Annotated in this window: 20 protein-coding genes; 12 read left to right on the top strand and 8 right to left on the bottom strand. The window is 39.5% G+C overall.

What is annotated here, in order from left to right:
• Nucleotides 1–2: 2 nt before the first annotated feature.
• Nucleotides 3–452, top strand: a complete 450-nt coding sequence (locus ACFFIP_RS10855; RefSeq protein WP_382387655.1) for an OsmC family protein — start codon at nt 3–5, stop codon at nt 450–452.
• Nucleotides 453–610: 158 nt separating this feature from the next.
• Here ACFFIP_RS10855 and ACFFIP_RS10860 read toward each other — a convergent pair whose 3' ends face one another.
• The 3 genes from ACFFIP_RS10860 to ACFFIP_RS10870 are packed head-to-tail and all read right to left on the bottom strand — an operon-like array spanning nt 611 to nt 3,558.
• On the bottom strand, nt 611–1,327 hold the full coding sequence (locus ACFFIP_RS10860; protein WP_382387657.1) for an anaerobic ribonucleoside-triphosphate reductase activating protein: 717 nt from the start codon (nt 1,325–1,327) through the stop codon (nt 611–613).
• A complete protein-coding gene (gene nrdD, locus ACFFIP_RS10865) occupies nt 1,290–1,460 on the bottom strand; it encodes an anaerobic ribonucleoside-triphosphate reductase (RefSeq protein WP_446685329.1) in 171 nt (56 codons plus the stop codon). The genes ACFFIP_RS10860 and nrdD overlap by 38 nt, the downstream gene beginning before the upstream one ends.
• Nucleotides 1,438–3,558 carry a ribonucleoside triphosphate reductase gene (locus tag ACFFIP_RS10870; protein WP_382387660.1) on the bottom strand — a complete coding sequence of 707 codons (2,121 nt, stop codon included), beginning with the start codon at nt 3,556–3,558 and terminating at the stop codon, nt 1,438–1,440. The genes nrdD and ACFFIP_RS10870 overlap by 23 nt, the downstream gene beginning before the upstream one ends.
• 234 nt (nt 3,559–3,792) lie before the next feature.
• Here ACFFIP_RS10870 and ACFFIP_RS10875 point away from each other — a divergent pair, with 234 nt between their 5' ends.
• The 9 genes from ACFFIP_RS10875 to ACFFIP_RS10915 all read left to right on the top strand — a co-directional run bounded on the left by ACFFIP_RS10875 (nt 3,793) and on the right by ACFFIP_RS10915 (nt 11,911).
• Nucleotides 3,793–4,386, top strand: coding sequence for a uracil-DNA glycosylase family protein (locus ACFFIP_RS10875; RefSeq protein ID WP_382387661.1), 594 nt, complete (start codon nt 3,793–3,795; stop codon nt 4,384–4,386).
• Nucleotides 4,387–4,556: 170 nt separating this feature from the next.
• Complete coding sequence (locus tag ACFFIP_RS10880) at nt 4,557–5,018, top strand: YehS family protein (protein ID WP_382387662.1); 462 nt, start codon at nt 4,557–4,559, stop codon at nt 5,016–5,018.
• A 328-nt stretch (nt 5,019–5,346) separates the two neighbouring features.
• Entirely contained in the window at nt 5,347–7,143 is a 1,797-nt protein-coding gene (locus tag ACFFIP_RS10885; RefSeq protein WP_382387663.1) for a hypothetical protein, read from the top strand.
• 13 nt (nt 7,144–7,156) lie between these two features.
• Nucleotides 7,157–7,567, top strand: coding sequence for a 6-carboxytetrahydropterin synthase QueD (gene queD, locus ACFFIP_RS10890; protein WP_382387664.1), 411 nt, complete (start codon nt 7,157–7,159; stop codon nt 7,565–7,567).
• A 125-nt stretch (nt 7,568–7,692) separates the two neighbouring features.
• Nucleotides 7,693–7,893 (top strand): hypothetical protein, encoded by a 201-nt coding sequence (locus ACFFIP_RS10895; RefSeq protein ID WP_130276698.1) that lies wholly within the window; start codon nt 7,693–7,695, stop codon nt 7,891–7,893.
• Nucleotides 7,894–7,911: 18 nt separating this feature from the next.
• Entirely contained in the window at nt 7,912–9,054 is a 1,143-nt protein-coding gene (locus tag ACFFIP_RS10900) for a DUF8744 domain-containing protein (protein ID WP_382387665.1), read from the top strand.
• A gap of 44 nt (nt 9,055–9,098) precedes the next feature.
• Nucleotides 9,099–9,473, top strand: a complete 375-nt coding sequence (locus ACFFIP_RS10905) for a hypothetical protein (RefSeq protein ID WP_130276696.1) — start codon at nt 9,099–9,101, stop codon at nt 9,471–9,473.
• A 167-nt stretch (nt 9,474–9,640) separates the two neighbouring features.
• Complete coding sequence (locus tag ACFFIP_RS10910) at nt 9,641–9,919, top strand: hypothetical protein (protein WP_382387666.1); 279 nt, start codon at nt 9,641–9,643, stop codon at nt 9,917–9,919.
• Between the two features lie 60 nt (nt 9,920–9,979).
• Nucleotides 9,980–11,911, top strand: a complete 1,932-nt coding sequence (locus ACFFIP_RS10915; protein WP_382387667.1) for a TonB-dependent receptor domain-containing protein — start codon at nt 9,980–9,982, stop codon at nt 11,909–11,911.
• 95 nt (nt 11,912–12,006) lie between these two features.
• On the opposite strand, the gene ACFFIP_RS10920 is transcribed toward ACFFIP_RS10915, so the two are convergent.
• Nucleotides 12,007–12,630: a class I SAM-dependent methyltransferase gene (locus tag ACFFIP_RS10920; protein WP_382387669.1), complete on the bottom strand. Its 624-nt coding sequence runs from the start codon at nt 12,628–12,630 to the stop codon at nt 12,007–12,009.
• Between the two features lie 291 nt (nt 12,631–12,921).
• Between ACFFIP_RS10920 and ACFFIP_RS10925 the strand changes: the two genes are divergently transcribed.
• The gene (locus ACFFIP_RS10925; RefSeq protein WP_382387670.1) at nt 12,922–13,359 is read left to right on the top strand and encodes an RrF2 family transcriptional regulator; all 438 of its coding nucleotides are present in this window, start codon (nt 12,922–12,924) and stop codon (nt 13,357–13,359) included.
• On the opposite strand, the gene ACFFIP_RS10930 is transcribed toward ACFFIP_RS10925, so the two are convergent.
• From ACFFIP_RS10930 to nrfH, 4 genes are read right to left on the bottom strand one after another with little or no spacing between them, the layout of a single operon-like run.
• Nucleotides 13,356–16,532 carry a cytochrome c biogenesis protein gene (locus ACFFIP_RS10930; protein WP_382387672.1) on the bottom strand — a complete coding sequence of 1,059 codons (3,177 nt, stop codon included), beginning with the start codon at nt 16,530–16,532 and terminating at the stop codon, nt 13,356–13,358. The genes ACFFIP_RS10925 and ACFFIP_RS10930 overlap by 4 nt on opposite strands.
• 3 nt (nt 16,533–16,535) lie before the next feature.
• Nucleotides 16,536–17,876, bottom strand: a complete 1,341-nt coding sequence (locus tag ACFFIP_RS10935; protein WP_382387673.1) for an alginate export family protein — start codon at nt 17,874–17,876, stop codon at nt 16,536–16,538.
• A 20-nt stretch (nt 17,877–17,896) separates the two neighbouring features.
• Nucleotides 17,897–19,390, bottom strand: coding sequence for an ammonia-forming cytochrome c nitrite reductase (gene nrfA / locus ACFFIP_RS10940; RefSeq protein WP_382387674.1), 1,494 nt, complete (start codon nt 19,388–19,390; stop codon nt 17,897–17,899).
• A 29-nt stretch (nt 19,391–19,419) separates the two neighbouring features.
• Entirely contained in the window at nt 19,420–20,046 is a 627-nt protein-coding gene (gene nrfH / locus ACFFIP_RS10945) for a cytochrome c nitrite reductase small subunit (protein WP_382387675.1), read from the bottom strand.
• Between the two features lie 231 nt (nt 20,047–20,277).
• Between nrfH and ACFFIP_RS10950 the strand changes: the two genes are divergently transcribed.
• Nucleotides 20,278–20,559, top strand: coding sequence for a hypothetical protein (locus tag ACFFIP_RS10950; protein ID WP_382387676.1), 282 nt, complete (start codon nt 20,278–20,280; stop codon nt 20,557–20,559).
• The last annotated feature ends 55 nt before the right edge of the window (nt 20,560–20,614 follow it).

Genomic DNA, 20,614 nt, shown 5'->3' on the forward strand with positions numbered 1-20,614 from the left:
ATATGTTGGAATCATTTACCTATCAGGTCAACGTCCATTGGCAAAATGGAAGAATCGGAAAGATGAGTTCTCCTGAGCTTGAGCATTCTTTTTCATGTGCTACTCCACCGGAATTTCCGGAAGGTGTTCCGGGAATCTGGTCTCCTGAGCACCTGTTTACTGCAGCAGTCAACAGCTGTTTTATGACAACCTTCCTTGCAGTGGCAGAGAATTATAAACTTAAATATGAGAATTTTTCCTGCAAAGCTTTAGGGAGACTTTCAAGAGAAAAAGGGAAATGGATGATGTCTGAAATTGTGCTGAAACCTGAGCTGATTATTTGTGCTGAAGAATCTGAAGATAAAGCAGTGAAAGTCCTTGAAAAATCTGAAAAAGCTTGTTTGATCACCAATTCGATCCATACTATGGTAATTATGGAAGCAACAATATTGGTTTCTGAAATTTGTATTTAGATGATGTGTTTTCGGTAATAAAAAGGGTGGGATTTCTGATCCCACTTTTTTTGTTTAATGGATTTTATCAGAATTATCTTATCAAATTAGAACCTGAAAATGGGCTTTTTGGTTGTATTAGTTTTCAGCCAAATGAGGCTAATCTGTAGAAGATAGTGTCAATTCCTCCAGATCACATGAATGGGCAAACTGTGTTTTGTTTCTGTGAAATGCCTTTTAAAACTTTTTGGCAATGTGTTGATTGTTTCTTTTTCTCCCACAAAATGCTGCAAATAATAATTGCCAGAGTAGCCCTTTTGGTAAAGGAAGTCGGCCATTTCTATGAGTTCTTCTGCGCTGATCAGGGAAGAATGTAAAGTGGTCCTGATTTCAAATGGAATATCACTGTCTAAGAGCATTTCCAGACTTTGCTCAAATTCTTCAAAGAGCTTAGAATCAGTAATTCTTTCAAAGCTTCTGGGTAGTGCCTTGAAATCCAATGCCACATAATCCACTAATTTCTGGGCAATCAAATTTTCAAGAACATGAGGTCTGCTTCCGTTGGTGTCTATTTTCACCTTCATACTCATTTGGTGAATCTGGTCTGCCAGCCAGGGGAGGTCCTGGTGCATAGTGCTTTCCCCTCCGCTCAGCACAACTCCATCCAGCAGGTTTATTCTTTTCCTAAGAAATCCAAGGGCATCTTCAAAACTCAGTTTTCCTTTGCCTTTGACTATCTCGGGATTGTAGCAATAGCCACAGCGCATATTACAGCCTGCAAACCAAAGGATGCAGGCTGTTTTATCTGGATAGTCTAGGATTGTGAATGGTGTAATGCTGTAAATTGGCTTAGCAGCTTCACTTTTCCGTAAAATGCTGTCTTTGTTTGTGTTCACCTTTCTTTCCTATATTAAAACTTTCAACTGGTCTATGGTAACCCATTACCCGTGTGTATACGAGGCATTTTGTTCTTTCAGCTTGGTGCTTATCAAGGATGGATTGTGTTTCAAGGATGTTTTGCATAATCATTTGGATTTTGGTTTATAGTATTTAACAAGGTTTCATCGCATTTAGGACAGTATTCATGTTCACCGTTCAGATAGCCGTGTACAGGACATATACTAAAGACCGGTGTTACGGTAATGTAGGGTAGTTTGAAGTTGGAGAGCACTTTTTTGACCAAAGACCTACAAGCTTCCGGAGAGGATATTTTTTCCCGCATATACAAATGCAGTACTGTACCTCCTGTGTACTTGCATTGGAGGTCATCCTGGAGCATCAATGCCTCAAATGGGTCATCCGTGAAGTCAACAGGTATTTGGGAACTATTGGTATAGTAGATGTTTTCTTCTTCACCGGCCTGAATGATATCTGTAAAGCGCTTTTTGTCTTCTTTTGCAAATCGGTAAGTAGTACCTTCAGCAGGGGTAGCTTCCAGGTTGTAAAGGTTCCCTGTAGCTTCCTGATATGCTTTCATACGAGTACGGATATATTCCAGGATTTCGGATGCAAACTTCTGTCCTGAGAGGCTGGTAATGTCTTCTTGGGAATCTGTGAAATTGAGGATCATTTCATTCATGCCATTGACACCGATTGTGGAGAAGTGGTTTCTGAAATGGGGGAGGTATCTTTTAGTATAAGGGTAAAGGCCCCGATCATACATCTCCTGGATAAATACTCGTTTTTTCTCCAGGGTAGATTTGGCAATTTCCATCAGGTGGTCCAATCTTTGGAAAAGGCCTTCTTTATTTCCTTTGTAGATATATCCCAACCTGGCCATGTTGATGGTGACTACTCCAATGCTTCCGGTCATTTCGGCTGAACCAAATAGGCCATTTCCTCTTTTGAGTAATTCCCTTAAATCCAACTGAAGCCTGCAGCACATGCTTCGGACTGCATTGGGTTTATAGGCTTCAGGGTTTTCGATTTTGTTTCCTTCCTCATCATAAGTGTATTGGCTACCTATAAAATTCTGGAAGTAAGAAGAACCGATTTTAGCGGTATTTTCAAACAACAGGTCTGTGTTTTCTCCATACCAGTCAAAATCCTCTGTAATGTTGACTGTTGGGATTGGGAAAGTAAAGGGCTGGCCATTGGCATCACCTTCGGTCATAACTGTATAATAGGCCTTATTGATCATGTTCATTTCCTTTTGGAAATGCTTGTAAGTCATGTCCTCTGGATTGCTTATACCTCTCTTCAAGGCCCTGTACAAAAGTTCAGGGTCTTTAATATCCCTAAAGAGATGGATATCATTTTTTGTTGGAATCTGATCTTTCAAATCATCAGGTGTCACCCAATCCAAAGTAATATTGGTAAAAGGGGATTGTCCCCATCTAGCAGGTACATTTAGGTTATAGATAAAAGAGCGGATGGCTTTTTCTACGTCTTTTTGACTCAGATTATCTTTGAAAACGTAAGGAGCCAAGTAAGTGTCAAATGAGCTGAATGCCTGTGCTCCGGCCCATTCACTCTGGAGAATTCCCAGAAAATTTGCCATTTGACCTAATGCTTCCCGGAAATGGGAGGGAGGTCTGCTTTCTACTCTGCCTCTTATACCATTGAAGCCCTCATTGAGGAGAACCCTTAAACTCCAACCTGCACAATAGCCAGTCAGGCAATCAAGGTCATGTATGTGTATGTCTCCGTTTCTATGGGCATATCCCTCTTCTTTTGAATACACACTGTCCAACCAGTAATTGGCAATGATTTTACCCGCCACATTATTGACGAGCCCGGCATTGGAATAGGAAGTATTGGCATTGGCATTGATGCGCCAGTCTGTTTGTTGTATGTATTCTTCTATGGTCTGTGTGCTGTCTACATAGGTGGTGTCCTCGTTCAGTCCGGCAACATGCTCCCTTTGCATTTTGCGGGTATGCCTGTAAAGCATAAAGGAGCGCATGACATCAAACAAAGACGCAGCATAAAGTTCTTTTTCAATGATATCCTGTATTTCCTCAACTGCCCAAGTGGTTTTATCTTTCAGTTTGTGGATAACAGATTCAAAAACTTCCGGTTGGTAGGGTTGATGGACACTTTGAAATGCTTTTTGTAGTGCATCTTCTATTTTGTAGGGTTCAAATGGCGCATACTCTCCATTCCGTTTGATGACAAATTGATCCATAGGATTTCAGGTTTTATTGGTGGAATTGTAACAAAAACTTTTTCAAGGTAAAGATTAGTGTCACTATGGCTAAGGGTATTTGTCATGTTTGGGCTTGACTTAAATCATGGAAAATAATTGACTTTAAATTCTTGTTTTTGCATAATAAAAGATAAATTTGTCTTCTTTTTATGGTTATACCGAAGTTCTTCTTAGTATATGATTATGTATATTTAGGTATTAATAAATTTTTCTATGATGCTAAGACAATTTGAAAATCTAGTCCAAGAGGTGAAATCATGCCGGATCTGTGCAGATTACTTGCCATTAGGTCCTAAGCCGGTATTTTCTGCGGATGAAAAAAGCAGGATTTTGATTGTGGGTCAGGCACCTGGCACGAAAGTTCATGAGACAGGAATACCTTGGAATGATCAAAGCGGCAAAGAGCTTAGGAGATGGTTGGGAGTGGATACAGAGACTTTCTACAATACGGAATTTTTTGGAATCATCCCCATGGGATTCTGTTATCCGGGAAGAGGAACAGGAGGGGACTTGCCTCCAAGGCCTGAATGTGCTCCTAAATGGCATGATGCGCTATTGGAACATATGCCACAAATTGAGTTGACTTTACTTATTGGTCAATATGCACAGGGATATTATCTAGGTCAGAAAAGGAGAAAAACACTGACTGAAACGGTCATGAATTTTGAGGAATATCTTCCCAAGTATTTCCCATTGGTTCATCCTTCACCAAGGAATAAAGCCTGGCATAAAAGGAATCCTTGGTTTGAAGAAAGGTTATTGCCGGTTTTAAGGGCAAAAGTAAGGGAGGTGCTGGAGGAAAGTTAGAAGAAATTTCGGATTTGGGAAGGCGGATTTTTAAAAGGGAAAAAGAGTCGAGAAGCTAGAGACGAGATGCTAGAAACAAGAAACGATGAAGTTTGTGCTGAGTTTTCCAATTTGGAAAACTTTCCACTTTGGGGCATCTTTACTGACTAATCATTGCAATTTTAAAGACCATGACCAATAATGATATTATACGCAGCCTGCGTTATACTTTTGATTTTAATGATGATAAGATGATCGCTCTCTTTGCACTTGGAGGAAAGCAGGTTACTAGAGCTGAGGTTAGTGATTGGTTGAAAAGAGAAGAGGATCCGGAATACAAAGGTATTTATGATAAGGATCTTGCTTATTTCCTCAATGGCTTGATCATGGACAGAAGGGGTAAAAAGGAAGGAGTGGAACCTGTTGCTGAAAAGACACTTTCCAACAATTTGGTCCTGCGCAAGCTGAAGATAGCCTTGGATATGAAGGATGAGGATATTCTGGAAGTTTTGGCATCGATGAATGTCAATATCAGTAAACATGAATTGAGTGCATTTTTCCGAAAGCCGACCCAAAAGCAATTCCGTTTGCTCAAAGATCAAATCCTAAGGTATTTTCTCCGTGGCCTACAAAAGAAATACAGGGAAGATTAGAGGTTTCAATTACAAAGAATGTTATTTACATCTTTGTAATTGAATCGTTTTATATAAATCTTTTAGTAGGGTTGGGCAGTGATTTAATTTTTTGTGCTCATAGACAGATTTATTATGTTAAGTGCCTGATATATAGGGTTTTTGATGGATTTTTTCTTTCAATTTTCTTTTTATATAATTAGTTTAATTAATTGTTTAGAGCATTTTTTCATGACAAATATCACTTAGGGATATGATGAATGCCTGTTTTTACAGGAAATAATGCTAATAGCTTTGCCATCTTATATCTGATTTCTTATCAGGAGCTGAAATTACAATTAATCAAAATATGCCCGAATCATTTACTTCTGTTCATAGTTTCCATATTCCTGTTATGGGATTGGGTTTTACTGTTGATTCACCATTAAAAGTCGCGAAATTTGGCATTTCTTCTGTCGTGTCCATTATGGATGATCACTTATTGGAGGAAATGCGTAGATTATATAGCAGAAAACTCGCTGTTCCCTATATCCCAATTGATGATAAAATGGAGGACTATAGGGCAAAAAGAATTACTGCGTACCTGAATTTGCTGCATGATGAAGTAATCAGGCAAATAGAAGCCATCAAGTCTCAGGATTTTGAGACTGGAAAGGATATCGAGCAATATTTTGAGCTACTGCCCAATTCCCATCCATCCAAAAAAATGTATCATCAAATGCTACAATCACAGGGAAATGAAAAACGGGAACTGCAGGCTCTTTTAAAGCGATCTGTTCTTCCGGGGAACATTGATGTCAATATCATGACCAAGGTAGATAAGATTAATTTTGACAATGAAGGTAATGAGTTGCCAAGGGAATATTCTGATGCTTTGTCTGCCTTAAGGGGATTTGCCAATAGTAAGGTTAATGGATCAGTGGTGTTTTCAGCTGGGATGAATCCGGCTCTTTTCAGTTATGCGGAGCAGTTTGCGGATTTTTTTCCAGATGCAAACGGAAAGATCAAAAAAGGAATCATCCTGAAAGTCTCTGATTATAGGTCAGCATTGATACAAGGTAGATTCTTGGCCAAAAAAGGTCTTTGGGTGTCAGAATTCAGGATTGAATCAGGACTCAATTGTGGAGGTCATGCTTTTGCTACTGATGGCTTGTTGATTGGCCCCATTTTGGAAGAGTTTAAAACGAATAGAGATACTCTCACCCAAACACTTTGGACCAGTTGTCAGCAGGTTTTACAGGAAAAGGGAATGCCTGAAATGCCAGCTGGTTTAAAACCAAAAATAACTTACCAAGGCGGTATAGGCAATGCCCGTGAAAACCAGTTTCTGATGGAATATTATGAGTTGGATGGCACTGGTTGGGGCAGCCCATTTTTACTTGTTCCAGAAGCTACAAGTGTGGACGAAGATACTTTGCAGAGATTAATCAATGCCAGGAAATCAGATTTTTATCTGAGTCATGCTTCTCCGCTAGGTATTCCGTTTAATAATCTCCGAAACAGTAGTGGAGAGGATCAAAGAAAGGCCAGGATTGCAAAAAACAGACCGGGAAGCCCTTGTTATAAAAAATTCCTGACATTTAGTACTGAATTTTCAGATAAGGCCATCTGCACGGCTTCCAGGGAATACCAAAACCTGAAAATCAAAAAATTCGAAGCCGGAGAAACGACCAAACGGGAACTCGATGAAGTGCTGGCAAAAGACTGTCTTTGTGAAGGATTGAGCGCTCCTGCTATATTGAATGCGGGAGGAACACCTAAGCGGAATTTGAATGCGGTAACCATTTGTCCAGGACCTAACCTTGCTTATTTCAAAGGTATATTCAGTCTTAAAGAGATGGTAGACCATATTTATGGAAAAATCAACCTTAATCTTGACCCTGAAAGACCCCATGTATTCATTAAAGAACTTCAACTTTATGTTCAGCACTTAAAAGTAGAAATAGAAAAAACCATTCCTGAAAAGACTGCCAAATACGAATCTTACATTGAAAAATTCAAAAAGAATCTGCAGGATGGGATTCAATATTACCAAGAGTTGTCAGAGCAGATTTCTTTGGATACAGAGGAGATTTTGGACAAGATGAAAGTTCAGCTGGAAGGTATAAAAGAGGAAATTCAAGGCCTGGTTCCACAACTCACCTAATGTTCTAAAATCAATGTTGAGCATTACCAAAATTTTCACCTTTGAAACTGCCCATAGAATCAGTTCCTATCTAGGGGCCTGCCAGCATATTCATGGGCACAGTTATAAATTGCACGTTACCATCACAGGAGAGGAAGTTGGAGAAGATGACATGTTATTGGATTTCAAAATTCTCAAGCAAATAGTCAAAGATGTCATCGTAGATCCCATAGACCATGCCATCATGCTCAAAAGGAATGAGGTGAATGAACGGGATTTTGGAAAAATGGAGGAAAAAATATTCTGGATGGCTTCGGAACCAACAGCTGAGAGAATGTTGGAATGGATGGCGAATCAACTCCAACAAAAATTGCCCAACCAAATCCATTTAAAAAGACTGAGGTTATTTGAAACTGAAAATTCTTTTGCAGAATGGGAAAAATAATAAAAGATATATTTGTCCGATAATAAAGTATTCGTATCTTTGAATTGTTACACAAGGGAGTCAAATGGCTCCCTTTTCAAAAAACATATAAAGGATAAAATTATCCTTTAATATACTTCATGTTTATGAAAAGTTTCGAAGAATTCTCCTTACGGGAAATAATGCAGGCAGATTCAAGAGCAGAAAGTGTATTTCGTTCTATTGGAGTCAATACCATGTTGGAAAAGGAAAAAACAGTGAAGGAAATATGCACGAACTACCTCATTCACCCGGAAGAGGTATTGGACCAAATAGTGGAAGAGCTTTATAAATATTCTTATAGATAGAATCAAAAAAATATAACCATGAAGGCTCTAAAACCAATCTATTTGTTTCCATTTGTCCTGATAGCTTTAGTCACAGGAATGGTTGGAGGGTGGATCCGCATTGGCTATACTGAAATTGCAATATCAGGATCAGCTGCCAATCATGGTATCTTAATGGTCGGAGGATTTTTAGGCACCTTGATTTCTTTAGAGAGAGCCATGGTGATGAGGCATAAGGTTTGGTTAGTTGTTCCGTTGATAAGTGGATTATCCATCCCGGTTTTGTTGTTGCTGGGATGGCCCACTTTCGGAATAGCTATGATGTTGTCTGCAAGTTTAGGACTGATGGGTATTATGTACTTGCAGAGTTTGCGTCATCCTGCTTTATATCAATATGTAATGAGTGTTGGGGCATTGTCCTGGATGTTGGGTAATTTTTCGTTGCTGTATACAGGTTTTGTCCCAGGTGCTGTGCCTTGGTGGATTGGATTTGTGCTGTTCACCATTGTAGGAGAGCGTTTAGAATTGAGTAAATTTTTACCTACGCCTGTCATCGCCAAAAAAGCATTGGTTTGGCTATTGGCGGCCTTCTTTATTGGTCTTTGGTTACCGTTTCATGATTATGGTAATTGGTTGATGGGAGCTGCAATCATTTTTATGTCATTTTGGTTACTGCATTTTGATATGGCCAAAGTGGCTGCTCAGAAAAGCAAGCAATTTAAATATATAGGAATAGGTCTCAGGGTGGGTTATTTTTGGCTTACCCTACATGGTATCATCCTGACATTCATGACCGCTCATAGTTTCCACTATGATTTATATATCCATACTTTTTTCCTTGGATTTACTTTTTCCATGATTTGGGCACATGCTCCGATCATTTTACCCATGATTCTTAATATTAAGATAAACTTATACCACCCCATTCTTTGGATTGGATGGAGCATTTTCCAACTGAGTTTGTTAGGCAGAATTTTGAGCAGTGTCTTTGGAATATATGAATGGCGGACACTCTTCGGAGTGATCAATGGCTATTCAATATTGGCTCAATTTGCCTTAATGGCCGGAATTGTATTCTATAGTAAAGTCACAGAAAAAAAACTAAAAGTAGTTTCCAACCGACCAATAGAAAACAATCATCATCTCAAAACTACGAAACATGAAATGGACAGCGTGATATAAATCACAGATTCATGTCAAATGAACACTAACTTTGTAAGTTTAAAATGTACAAAAGTATCTCCCATATCCTGCTATCAATCGTCATCCTGTTGAATGGTATGGGGTACTCTTTGATTCAGGCAGATTTTGTGCTCAATAGGGAGACTATTTCAGAATTGTTTTGTATCAATCAGGATAAACCTGAACTGGCCTGTGATGGTAAATGTGAACTGGACAGAAGGTTAGGAGAGGCCCAGGAACATGAGGAAAATAGAAAAACTTTTGTACAGGAAGAAGTATTGCTGATGTATACTTTACCGGCAAAAGGATACCACATTGAAACATATTGGAAAGAATTTCATCCGATTTTTGGGGTTTTGGATGTATTTGAAATTGATTTTCTAAACGACAAGGATTTTTTTCACCCGCCACGGAGCTAATCTTAATCTATAATGGATTTTTAGGTCATTTTGCTTGATGTGTCAGCCCTAGGGTTTAGTGAGACACTGCGCTAAAATGATAAAAACCTGTTTCTTATTTCAAGTACAAGAAAAAAGATGGGGTATGCTTACCCAATAAACCATTCATTCATTAAGAATTTTCAGTTATGAAAACATATCATTATTCCCTCAAAAATATATTTGTGGCTTTGGCATTCTTTGCCTTAATGGTAAGTACAACAGAGGCCCGGCAATCATCTTCATTTCAAGTTCTCGATCACAACACCCATGAACCCATTATTGGTCTAATCTATCATTATGCGGACCAAAAAGGGGTCTCGGATGATAATGGTTTTATCAAACTGACTTTTGTTCCAGGAGAAATACTTCATCTAAGTCATGTCAATTATGGTAAGTGGAGCTTGAATGAAGAACAAGTACAATAGCTTTTGTTAAGTGGTAAGCTTTACCGACAAGAGCAACTCTTCAACTTACAACCTATTTCAGTGATTTCACTGAAAATGGCTGATGAAAAAGATAAAAAAATTGTCATCTCAGACCAGGAAAGGCTTCATCATGATGCCGGAGCCATCCTGAACCTGAATCCGGTAGTCAATGGTATCCGCAAAAGCGGTGCTTTTGCTTTTGATCCGGTGATGCGGGGATTTAAATACGATCAGTTGAACATCGTCATAGATGGTCTTCAGTCTGCAGCCGCAGCTTGCCCAAACCGAATGGATCCACCTACTTCACAAATAGCCCTGAACAGGATTAAGCAGGTTGAAATTTTGAAAGGACCACACGCCCTAAGGTATGGCATTGGATTGGGAGGAACGATTAATTTTATCCAGGAAGATCCTCATTTTTCAATGGATAAAGGGGTATATGGCAGGTTTTCTTCCATGTATGAATCCAATGGGAATGTGTTTAGAAATGAAGGAAGAGTGGGTTTCCATGGTCAAAATCATGATATCGGAGTAATGGGTTCTTGGTCCAAAGGAACAGATTATGTGGATGGGGATGGCAATGCAGTTCCTTCGAGTTTTATGAGAGGAACAGTGGGGATGTACGGTGATTTCAGAATAGGGTCCAGGGATTTAATACAGGTCACGGTAAACAGAAATTTTGCCAGAGATGTGGATTTTCCAACTTTGAACATGGACCTTAGGTCTGATGATACCTGGATGGCCAGTATCAGACATACCAAAACCCATTCCGGTCCCCATCTTCAGAAATGGACCACCTCTGCTTATGCTTCTTTGGTAGATCACCTGATGGACAATAGGTTGAGAGAGCTGAGTCCAAGAATGATGAATGCCACTACTCCTGCCAAGACCGAGCATATTGGTGCAAGGACAGAAGGGACCTGGCAATTGGGTAAAGCCAAACTATTTACCGGCGCTGACTTCAGGACTGAGGCAGCGGAAGGAATAAGGGAAAGAGAATTTTTGATGGGGCCTAATGCGGGAAAAATATTTTATGACAATGCCTGGCAAGACTCCAGAATTAACAAAACAGGGTTGTTTGGATCATACCATTTACCTGTAGGCGAATATGTGTTTAGTTTGGCGGGTCGCTTGGATGTGAACCAGGCTCAGGCCAATGACAATGCAGTGGAGTTTGTGCAGGTAAATCCTGAGACTTCTGTCATTCAACTAAATCCTGGAATTTCCAGTGGTTTAAAAAGAGATTTGGGCGATAAGTTCAATATAGGTCTTTGGTTGGCAAGGGTTCAACGCAGTGGAAGCATTACTGAAAGGTTTATCAATTATTTCCCAGTTGGAGTAGATCCTTATGAAATGGTCGGAAACCCTGAATTGAATCCCGAAACTAATAACCAATTGGATTTGGTATTGGGTTATCAGGCATCCAAAATATCAGCAGAAGTAAATTTCTTTGCGGCTTATTTGACTAATTATATCACAGCTGAAAAAGTTGATTTGACACCCCGACTACCAACTAGTCCTGGCGTAAGACAATATGTGAATATTGATGAGGCCATGAAAACAGGCTTTGAACTTGCAGTCAATCATTTAATTGGATATGGTATTAGCCAGCAATTGATGTTGGCTTATACCCGTGGTCAAAATTTATCCGCAGGTGAGGCATTACCCGAAATTGCACCGATGGATTTGAGGTATTTCCTTTTGGGCAATCACCTTAATAACCGCCTACATACAGCCATCAGGTTGAGACATGTGGTCGCTCAGAAAATGATTTCAAAAAGCTTTGGTGAAAGGGAAACCCCAAGTTTCACAATACTGGATATTGATGCCAGCTATTCTTTGACAAACTCAATTGCTGTTAAAGTTGGTGCCCAAAACCTTTTGGATCAGGCATATTATGAGCACTTGAACAGACCGTTTGGGGCAGACAGAAGACCAATGTATGCTCCGGGCAGGAACTTCTTCGTGATGCTCAGTGTAAAGTTCCCTTAAGCGATACCATTTGTTGAGATAATAAATTAGCCCTTGCAGGAAACTATAAGCTTACTGCAGGGGCATTTTAAGTCTTCGCTATAGAGTTATAGGAATCAGTGTTTTTTACGGAAAGTGCAGAAAGTATAATTCTGTACGTTATCAGAAGGTGTGAAATGATCAATATTGAAACATTTGATCGGTTCAAAATATGGACTGAATACCTGTTTCAACTCATCGATAGCGTACTTTCGGACTGGCAGACCACTACATTTTCCGGGCCCATTTTCAGAAAATGTTCCGACGAACAGAAGCCCGTTTTCTTTCAAAGCATTTTTGGCATGCTCAACGTACTTTTGGATATCTTTTTCTTCCAACAAAAAGTGAAAGGCTGCCCTATCATGCCAAACATTATATTTGTTGGACACACTGAATTCTAGGACATCTGAAACAATCCAATGAATATTTTGACCAGATTCTTTAAATCGTGCTTTCGCTTTCTCAATGGCTTTGGTAGCGATATCCAAAACTGAAATATGTTTGTATCCCATTTGGGCCAAATTGTCCACCAAGTAACTTTCACCGCCACCTATATCAATAATATTAGTATCTAATGGAACATTCAATTCCTCAAAAAATGAAAGTGATACCATTGGTTTTTGTTGGTACCAGCCCACTTCTTGGTGGTTTTTGGTTTCATAAATTTTTTCCCAGTGTTGTTTAAATGACAGATTATCCATGATTTTTTTAATTGCTACCAACAAATAACGTTTTTAAACCGTTAATCCTTTGTGTGAAAGATCACGGATAAATAGATGAAAATATCTTTTTTTTGAAGATGATCAAAATTAACTTGCGCAGCCACTTATGACCGATAGAATACATGTCTATCAATCATTCTAATAACCTGAAAATTGGGATTCTTGAGCATTTCTCTGGTTTCAACAAAAATCCATTAATTTAATTGGATTAAAGTATCAGTGATTTCCTACTCGAATCATCTACAAGTAAAGTATTAATTAAATAATAACATGTTTTCAAAAGCCTGTCAATACGGTATCAGATCTGTGATCTATATATGGAAGCAAAGTCTCCATGGCAACAAAGTTGGAGCAAAAGAAATAGCCGAACATGTTGATGCTCCTGAACCTTTTACTGCAAAGATCTTACAGGATCTTGTGCGCAAGAAAATAGTTGGCTCTATGAAAGGACCTACAGGGGGGTTTTATGTAGATAAAGAGCATGAAAAATATACATTGAAAGATCTTGTGGTGGCCATTGATGGAGATCAATTATTCAATGGCTGTAGCTTAGGTCTGAACCAATGCTCAGAGACTAATCCCTGTCCGTTACACAAAGAAGTGGTTAAGGTTAGAACTCATGTAATTACTATGTTGACCAAAAAGAGCCTCAAGCAGTTAGCAGAGGAAGTGGAAAACGGGGAGACTGTTCTGGCCAGATTTGCTTAAATCAGCAGTGCCCTTTTTTCATCATCTTTGATTTTATTGAACCGGAAAATAGCCAGGGCTGATATCAGCAAGAGGGTGATAACAAGCCAATAAACCCAAATTGGTACCGGAACAGGATCACCTTTGGCATAGGAATGTAGGCCAGATAGGTAATAATTCACCCCGAAGGAAGTCATGATGATGGCTCCAAATGCCCACAAACTGGCTAAATTGTATATGAGGTTATTTTTCAAACCCGGTACCAGTCGTAAGTGCAATACAACAGCATAAACAATCACCGAAATCAATGCCCAGGTTTCTTTTGGGTCCCATGCCCAATAGCGACCCCAACTCTCATTTGCCCAAACACCACCTAAGAACGTCCCTATAGTCAATAAAAATAGCCCTACAGTAATGGACATTTCATTGACCATTTGAAGTTCCCTTAAACTGTTCCACCAATTTGGCTTGCTGTTTTTAGGCCTAAATATGACCAGTAAAAGACTTAGAAGGGCAAGGATGGCAGACAAGGCTAATGGCGCATATCCGCTGACAATAACAGCCACATGGATTTTAAGCCAATAAGAATGCAGGACCGGCATAAGGTTGGTGATTTCAGGGTTCAGCCAATCCAGGAAACCTACAAAAAGCAATGTTCCCGAAAACAACAAGCCCAAAGGAAGGGTAAATTTGGATTTATTGGAGAAAATTAAGCCAAACATCAAGACACCCCATGCTACAAAAATCAGCATTTCAAAACCATCACTCCAGGGTGGGTGCTTTGCAATATACCAACGTAGACTTAAATGGAAGGTGAAAATCAAGAAACCCAACCAACTCAAGATTTTACCAGCTGACCAGGCATTCTCTAAAAATCTGCTGCTTTGGAAAAGCATCCAAATAGCCAGGACCAACATCAATGCTCCAATAATCCAAAATGGACCAAAAAGCTTCGTTCCCAGATTTAGCTTATTGAACCATAATTCAGCTTTGATCTCCATGTCTTTTGGATAAACCTCTGACCCTGCTTTTTGTTGATAGAGGGAGATATAGGATAAGGTTTCATCTGCTTCGGTCCAATCGCCCTCTTCTAGGCCTTTATTGACAGCATTGAGATAAAGTGGTGTGATGTTTTTGACAAAAACGGCATCCTCCTCCTCAAAACCTTGCATAAACTGTTGACCGGTGTACCAAGTATTGTTGTCGTCCAGCCTGTTTGGAAATAACCTAAGGAAATCTCCTGTGAGCAAGCCATAAAAGATATTAAACCTTTCATCTGTCTTAAGTAGTTCATTATGGGCTTCATTTCTTTCAGAGGGTTTCAATTGGTTGGCCTTTTCAACCATTGCCTGAATAAGGTAATTACCTTCTTCATCCAAAAAGTTTTTAAAGCTTACCCTATCAGTAGATTCTATATTGAGCTTTTGAAAAACTTCAAATGATTTTTTCTGATCAATTTTAATAATCGGTAATTCACTAAAGGTTACCGGGTCGATTTGGACTGCGAGTAAAAACTGTTCAGGGTTGAGTCGTAATTCTCCCTCCGGACCAGGGAGGCTGATGTAACTTTTACCTGTCAGTTTTCTGACAATTTCATTGGCCAAAGTATTGAGCGGCTTCATCCTTCCGTCCAGATCCTGGACAATTAAGCGGCCATAAGCATCCGCATGTTCTTTCGGAACAATGCTGTTATTTATCTGATTTTCATTGGAAGGGTTCTTCATTCCATAGATGGCGACTAATCCTAAAGCAATGATCCCTGCTACGATGCTTTTATTTACATAATTCTTTGATGGATTCTTTACAGGATTTCCCTTGTTCGATTTATTTAGTTTGGTGTTCAGAATTCTGAAACGGCTTCCTTTGGCAAATAGGGTCAAAAACATTCCCAAAGTCAGAAGGGTATATCCCAAATAGGTAAGGTAGGTGCCTGGTCTATCCTGATTGACAGAAAGAATAGTTCCTCTTTCATCGGTGTCATAAGAAGATTGATAGAACCTGAAGCCTTTGTGGTCCAAGACATTATTCATGAATATCCGATAAGGGAATTCTTCCCCTGCATCCATGACCATTACTTCACTGGCATAGCTAGAGGGGCTCTGACTTCCGGGATACCGTTCAAGTTCAAAGGCATTGAGGTAGAGTGAATAGGGGATTTGGATTGGCTTTGGACCAAATGTCACTCGGTAATCTTTCCCTTTGTAAGAAAAATTGCTCCAACTGGGTTCAAAACTCACTAATTTGACATAACTTTCAGTGATGAGCTGATCATTTTGGTCTAATACTTTGAACCTGATCACATCGAACAGGTTCTTGGCAATATTTTCATCTTCTTCTGCCCGATATACCACTTTGGAGTTTTCATGAATGCCTTTAATCAAAAAGGCGCCTTCATCCCATTGATAGAGTGTTCTTAATTGAATGGCTTGTTTTTCGCCCGCATGCATCGTGCCCATTTGCTGACTGCTCATTTCCATCATTTGAAGATGAACATCCGATTCAATTACCCAATAATCCTGTTCTTTGTATATACGGATAGGGTGTGAGGGGTCATTTTTGGTGCTCAAAGTGATGCTACCCATTTGTATATATTTGCCCTGATCAATCAGGTAATCTTCCCTTCCGGCATTTTGGGCAACAGCTAGGTCTACAAAAGTTTCTGTTCCCGCTTCAAAAAACTCAACAGCCCCTTTTATATATTCTTCCACAATAACTTTGAAAGGTTCTTGACCGATCTCTACATTCACCGTTTTTGGCTTGAAATCTTTGGGGAGCAGGGATAGGGGTTTTTCAAATTTTCTGTTTTCATTTTCAGATAACTGCTGCACCTGAAGGTATTTCGCTGTGGTATAAAAAGTATTCGATTCTTGTCCCTGACGGATATGCATGATGCCTTCTTCACTGAAATAACGGGTAATACCTGCACCGAGAATGATAATGACGAAGGCGATATGGAAAAGCCCAATAGGCCATCTGTTTTGATGAAATAGACGATACTGTCCAATATGAGCTATAAAATTAATGGCCATCCAAATCATGATAATTTCAAACCACCAAACATCGTAAACCAAGCCCCGGGCAACAGCAGTACCATGATCATTCTCAATGAATGTCGCGACTGCCATTGCAGCAGCATATGCAATTAACAAAACCAAGGTGATTTTAGTGGAGAGCAAAAACTTCAGGTACTTCATAACTTATAAAAGAATTCCAATAAATTTATTTTTCATCGTTGGCCTGTAGATCAACATCAGGTAAGCCCAGTTTTGGGTGTTTTTGGGATTGTTTACATTTTGGAGATATTGAAATGTATCTGTGCTAAAAAACTGACTGTACCCCCCTTGAATGGAGAAAGCATCACTCACAATAATTCCCATACTAAGGTCAAGTTCACTTCCTAAATAACTGTTGAGTTTTTCAGCAAAAAAATCTGAACCGGTTGGACCACTCACTCTATAAACGTCATTTTGAGCATAGAACAAGTGAAAATCCCCTTGGAAGAACAGCTTTTTATTGAAAGCATACCTGGATTTTAGAAAATAATCTTTCAAACCTACATTGTTTTCATGGGTGCCGCCTACGTAAAACAAGTCCATGTACCCATTGAATAAATGGTTGGTTCCATAAAGTGGACTGTAGGATCTATTTTCGGTTCCCCCGAGCATTGAGGTACCACTGATATATTCTGTTCCCAGTGATAAGGTCCAGATTTTACCTTCTTCGGGCTGAATTGCGATGCTGTGGTTATATGCTAAGCTGAAATTAAAGGCATTTAGCCGATGTCCTTGAACATCTTTTCCAAACTGGTGGTAATAAAAGGCATTGAACTGTGAATTTCCAGAATTATACCTTAAGGTAGGCAAGCCTAAAGTAGAGCGGTATCGGACTCCTTTATCTGTCAGAGCCCCATTGGTATCAAAAGTCTGCCATTCTCTTCCGTCGTTCCAAAAGAGTGCTGAGAAGGAGAATTTGTCCCATTTGTTTTCATATCTGGCCATTTGGGCGATCTTATACTGATTAGGTACGGTAAAAGGTTGATCGGTAAGCGTTTGAGCCGCCTGATTGTAGGCTCCCCCAAAATGAAATTTCATATCGCCTTTTTCATGCTTGACCAGTGCAAAGTCATGTGCTCTGGCCTGTAAGGCCCAGTCAAGATTGCCCAAAAACCTAAAATTATCATAATTGAGTTCCTGTCTTCCGAGTTTGATTTGCCAGTTTTTACCTAGTTTGGCCTGTGCCCATGCTTCATGTACAGAAAGAAAATTGTCAGAGGCTTTGATTTGTGGTGTGCTTCCCCAGACTCTTACATCCTGTACACTCATATAAAATGTGAAATTTTCCATTTCGTACATGGCCTGAAGTCTTGCCCTGTGCGCAATAAAAGCTGCAGGATCGGCATCAGCGGGAATTAACCTACTGAATCCATTTCTGAATTCAGTTCTCTGAATGATCTGACCGTCCACTTTGAATTGGGCAAGAAGAGGCTGGTGGATTTGGGCTAAAATGATTCCCAAAACCAGGAGATGGAGCTTTTTCATCAATTTTTCATTTAAAGGCCTTACCTGCTAGAAAGGGTTTTAACCTCTTTTTTGGCTTCCCTTGCTTTTCCTTCTTTTAGCCATTGTGGTACTACCTGGTCCAGAAAATTCACTTTGTCTGCCCGTTCTTTGTCCATGTCAAGTCCAATATAAGCCTGAAGTGCAGCTTTACTTGAAAAATCCGGCATTTCAACAGGTTTGTTGTGCCCCATGGATGCCAATAATCTAGCTAATTTAATCCTTGTGTCCTGTATGATTTCCGTACCAGATGTAACAATTCTACTGGATTCTAAAGGAGCATGGAATGCACCTCCATGGGAGGCAACGACATAATCCCATCTCCATTGTGCATGCCGTAAGCCTGTCAGAATATCCTTCATCTGTTCCTCTGTGGCTCCAAGTTCCCATGCTTTACCCGCCTCAATATGGGCCATAGCAATGAGTTTTTGAAGTTTCGAAGATCCTTCTTTTACTTTTCGCTGTCGGTCATACACATCAGTGATCAGGTCTGACTGTTTCTCCCGGTGACAAACAAAACATGAGTTCTCTACATTGCTCAAAGGCGAGCCGATATGGTGGTCAGTAAACTTCTGGCCCCCCTCATTTTTATAAGGCATATGGCAATCAGCACAGGAAACGCCCCTTTTGGCATGTACACTCATTTCAAACAATTCATAATCCGGATGTTGGGCTTTGAGCATTCTGGCCTTGCTGATAGGGTGTGTCCAATCTGAAAAATCGATATTGTCATAATAGGCCTCCATATTTTCTACTGTCATGCCATCTTTCCAGGGAAATGTCAGATAGGCAGCATTTTCTTTTCCTGGTTTGTTCTTATCAAAATAATACTCCACATGACATTGGGCACAGACCAAAGACCGCATTTCCTGATGAGAAGCTTTACTGACATCTTTACCCATAGCTTCAAACGCTTCTACCAAAGCGGGCCTCGTAATGGTCAAATTCATGGTTTGTGGATTGTGACAATCAGCACATCCAATTGGATTGATCACCTCAGTGCCTAAATCAGATAATTTTTGACTGTAATATTCGGTCACCCCCATCTCACTCATCAACCTTGGAACGTCCGGGCTTTTACATGTCCAGCAGGTAGAAGGCTGTGGACCTTCTCCGGGAGCCATTGGGCTGCCTATTCTGATGGTGTTTTGGACGTCTGTCACGGCATAAGCATGTCCCCTAGGATGGTTATAGTCTTTACTAAAGGCATAGCCTGCCCATAGGATGACCAATTCTGGCTGGTCGGCCAATACATCTTTGAATCCACTGGTATTATACATGCTTTTGAAGGTGGTATCTTGGGTTTTCATGTAAGATTGGTACTGCCTTGGGTAATTTAGTCCCCAAACAGAGTCTCTTGGTTCAATACCTTCTATTTGTACCTTGGGCTGATAAGCGAACCTGGCTTCTGTTTTTCTGTCCATGATAGAATATGCCAGCATGGCCAATAAAAAAACTATGACTGCTGTCAACGTGAAAAGGATCCAATTTTTCATAGTAAAGGTGGTTTATAGGGAATGCTTTTTTATCTGTTATTCATTGATTCTTTGAGCCATTTAGGAATGATATCCAAATCCTCAGGAGCATGGGCCTTGATGGGCTCTATCTGATGCCCAACAGCAGATAGACTTTTGACTTTGCCATGTGGAACCTCTCTATGACATTCCCAACAAATCCTGTCAGTTCTATGCCCCTGATGATTTTCCACAAAACCAAGTAGTTTGGCATCGGTTACCTGATTTTCATGACACCTGATACAATTATTTTGGATTACTTTGATGGAAGGTTCGAGGGCTCTTATAACTTGTGGCTCTGCCCTTAAAGTAAAAATAGAGGCATGGTACAGGCCGTCTTTTGCCTTGAAGAAATATTTATTGGCAATGTTGTCGTGAGGAACATGGCAATCATTGCAATGGGCAACTTCCCTATGAGAACTATGGGTCCACGTGATATATTGTGGTGTCATGATATGACAGTTGACACATGCCTGCGGATCATCAGAAAGGTAAGAAGCTGCATTACTTAATCTAATGAGGTATAGGCCCAATCCAAAAATCGCAGCTACTAATATAGTCGCTGCCGGTCGCCATTTATGGGGAGGGATGAGGTTATATTTGAATAACCCTCTTTTTATTTTTTGGCGTTTGCCCATAGTGGTTTATGAGATTGATAAATCAAAATTATGATGTTTTATAGAAATAAATCATGACATAAATCATCTCCATTCAATTTAAGATTTAATTTTTGGAAATAACATTGAATTGTCAAATAATCTCTGATTCATAATAAAAGATTATGCAAGGCATTAAAAGTATAAATAAAAATTAATGAATGGTGATTGCCATTTTTGCATAATCGTTCATTCTTAACTATTTATATGATCATGGAAGTGAAAGAAAAACTTGAAGTCAGTTTAATTGAAGGTCAATTCGAACCAAAAGAAGCATTGGAAATTTTACAAAATCTCATCAGCCATAAAGTCAATTTTCATTTAGTTAAAAATTTTAACTCTGAAGTTCGTTATGGTGTAAAATCGGTCAAATCCCTGGAAAGGATTAAATCTCTTCAGGAAGCTAATATCGAAATTCAGGAATTGCTTGAGAAAGCAGCTAAAGAGGGGCAAGAACTTTCTGTAAAAGCTAAAATTCAGATAGAATTTATTTGATAATTTTTCATTTTCTAAACTTTTTAAGCTGATTTTTTTCATCATTTTTTTTGAA

It is taken from the genome of Fontibacter flavus, from assembly GCF_042432905.1.
GTDB classification, from domain to species: Bacteria; Bacteroidota; Bacteroidia; order Cytophagales; family Cyclobacteriaceae; genus Fontibacter; species Fontibacter flavus.

Excerpts from the sequence above, each read along its gene's own strand:
- ACFFIP_RS10855 (WP_382387655.1), top strand. The coding sequence starts at position 3 with ATGTTGGAATCATTTACCTATCAGGTCAACGTCCATTGGCAAAATGGA.
- nrdD (WP_446685329.1), bottom strand. The coding sequence starts at position 1,460 with ATGATTATGCAAAACATCCTTGAAACACAATCCATCCTTGATAAGCAC.
- ACFFIP_RS10870 (WP_382387660.1), bottom strand. The coding sequence starts at position 3,558 with ATGGATCAATTTGTCATCAAACGGAATGGAGAGTATGCGCCATTTGAA.
- ACFFIP_RS10875 (WP_382387661.1), top strand. The coding sequence starts at position 3,793 with ATGATGCTAAGACAATTTGAAAATCTAGTCCAAGAGGTGAAATCATGC.
- ACFFIP_RS10880 (WP_382387662.1), top strand. The coding sequence starts at position 4,557 with ATGACCAATAATGATATTATACGCAGCCTGCGTTATACTTTTGATTTT.
- ACFFIP_RS10885 (WP_382387663.1), top strand. The coding sequence starts at position 5,347 with ATGCCCGAATCATTTACTTCTGTTCATAGTTTCCATATTCCTGTTATG.
- queD (WP_382387664.1), top strand. The coding sequence starts at position 7,157 with ATGTTGAGCATTACCAAAATTTTCACCTTTGAAACTGCCCATAGAATC.
- ACFFIP_RS10895 (WP_130276698.1), top strand. The coding sequence starts at position 7,693 with ATGAAAAGTTTCGAAGAATTCTCCTTACGGGAAATAATGCAGGCAGAT.
- ACFFIP_RS10900 (WP_382387665.1), top strand. The coding sequence starts at position 7,912 with ATGAAGGCTCTAAAACCAATCTATTTGTTTCCATTTGTCCTGATAGCT.
- ACFFIP_RS10905 (WP_130276696.1), top strand. The coding sequence starts at position 9,099 with ATGTACAAAAGTATCTCCCATATCCTGCTATCAATCGTCATCCTGTTG.
- ACFFIP_RS10910 (WP_382387666.1), top strand. The coding sequence starts at position 9,641 with ATGAAAACATATCATTATTCCCTCAAAAATATATTTGTGGCTTTGGCA.
- ACFFIP_RS10920 (WP_382387669.1), bottom strand. The coding sequence starts at position 12,630 with ATGGATAATCTGTCATTTAAACAACACTGGGAAAAAATTTATGAAACC.
- ACFFIP_RS10925 (WP_382387670.1), top strand. The coding sequence starts at position 12,922 with ATGTTTTCAAAAGCCTGTCAATACGGTATCAGATCTGTGATCTATATA.
- ACFFIP_RS10930 (WP_382387672.1), bottom strand. The coding sequence starts at position 16,532 with ATGAAGTACCTGAAGTTTTTGCTCTCCACTAAAATCACCTTGGTTTTG.
- ACFFIP_RS10935 (WP_382387673.1), bottom strand. The coding sequence starts at position 17,876 with ATGAAAAAGCTCCATCTCCTGGTTTTGGGAATCATTTTAGCCCAAATC.
- nrfA (WP_382387674.1), bottom strand. The coding sequence starts at position 19,390 with ATGAAAAATTGGATCCTTTTCACGTTGACAGCAGTCATAGTTTTTTTA.
- nrfH (WP_382387675.1), bottom strand. The coding sequence starts at position 20,046 with ATGGGCAAACGCCAAAAAATAAAAAGAGGGTTATTCAAATATAACCTC.
- ACFFIP_RS10950 (WP_382387676.1), top strand. The coding sequence starts at position 20,278 with ATGGAAGTGAAAGAAAAACTTGAAGTCAGTTTAATTGAAGGTCAATTC.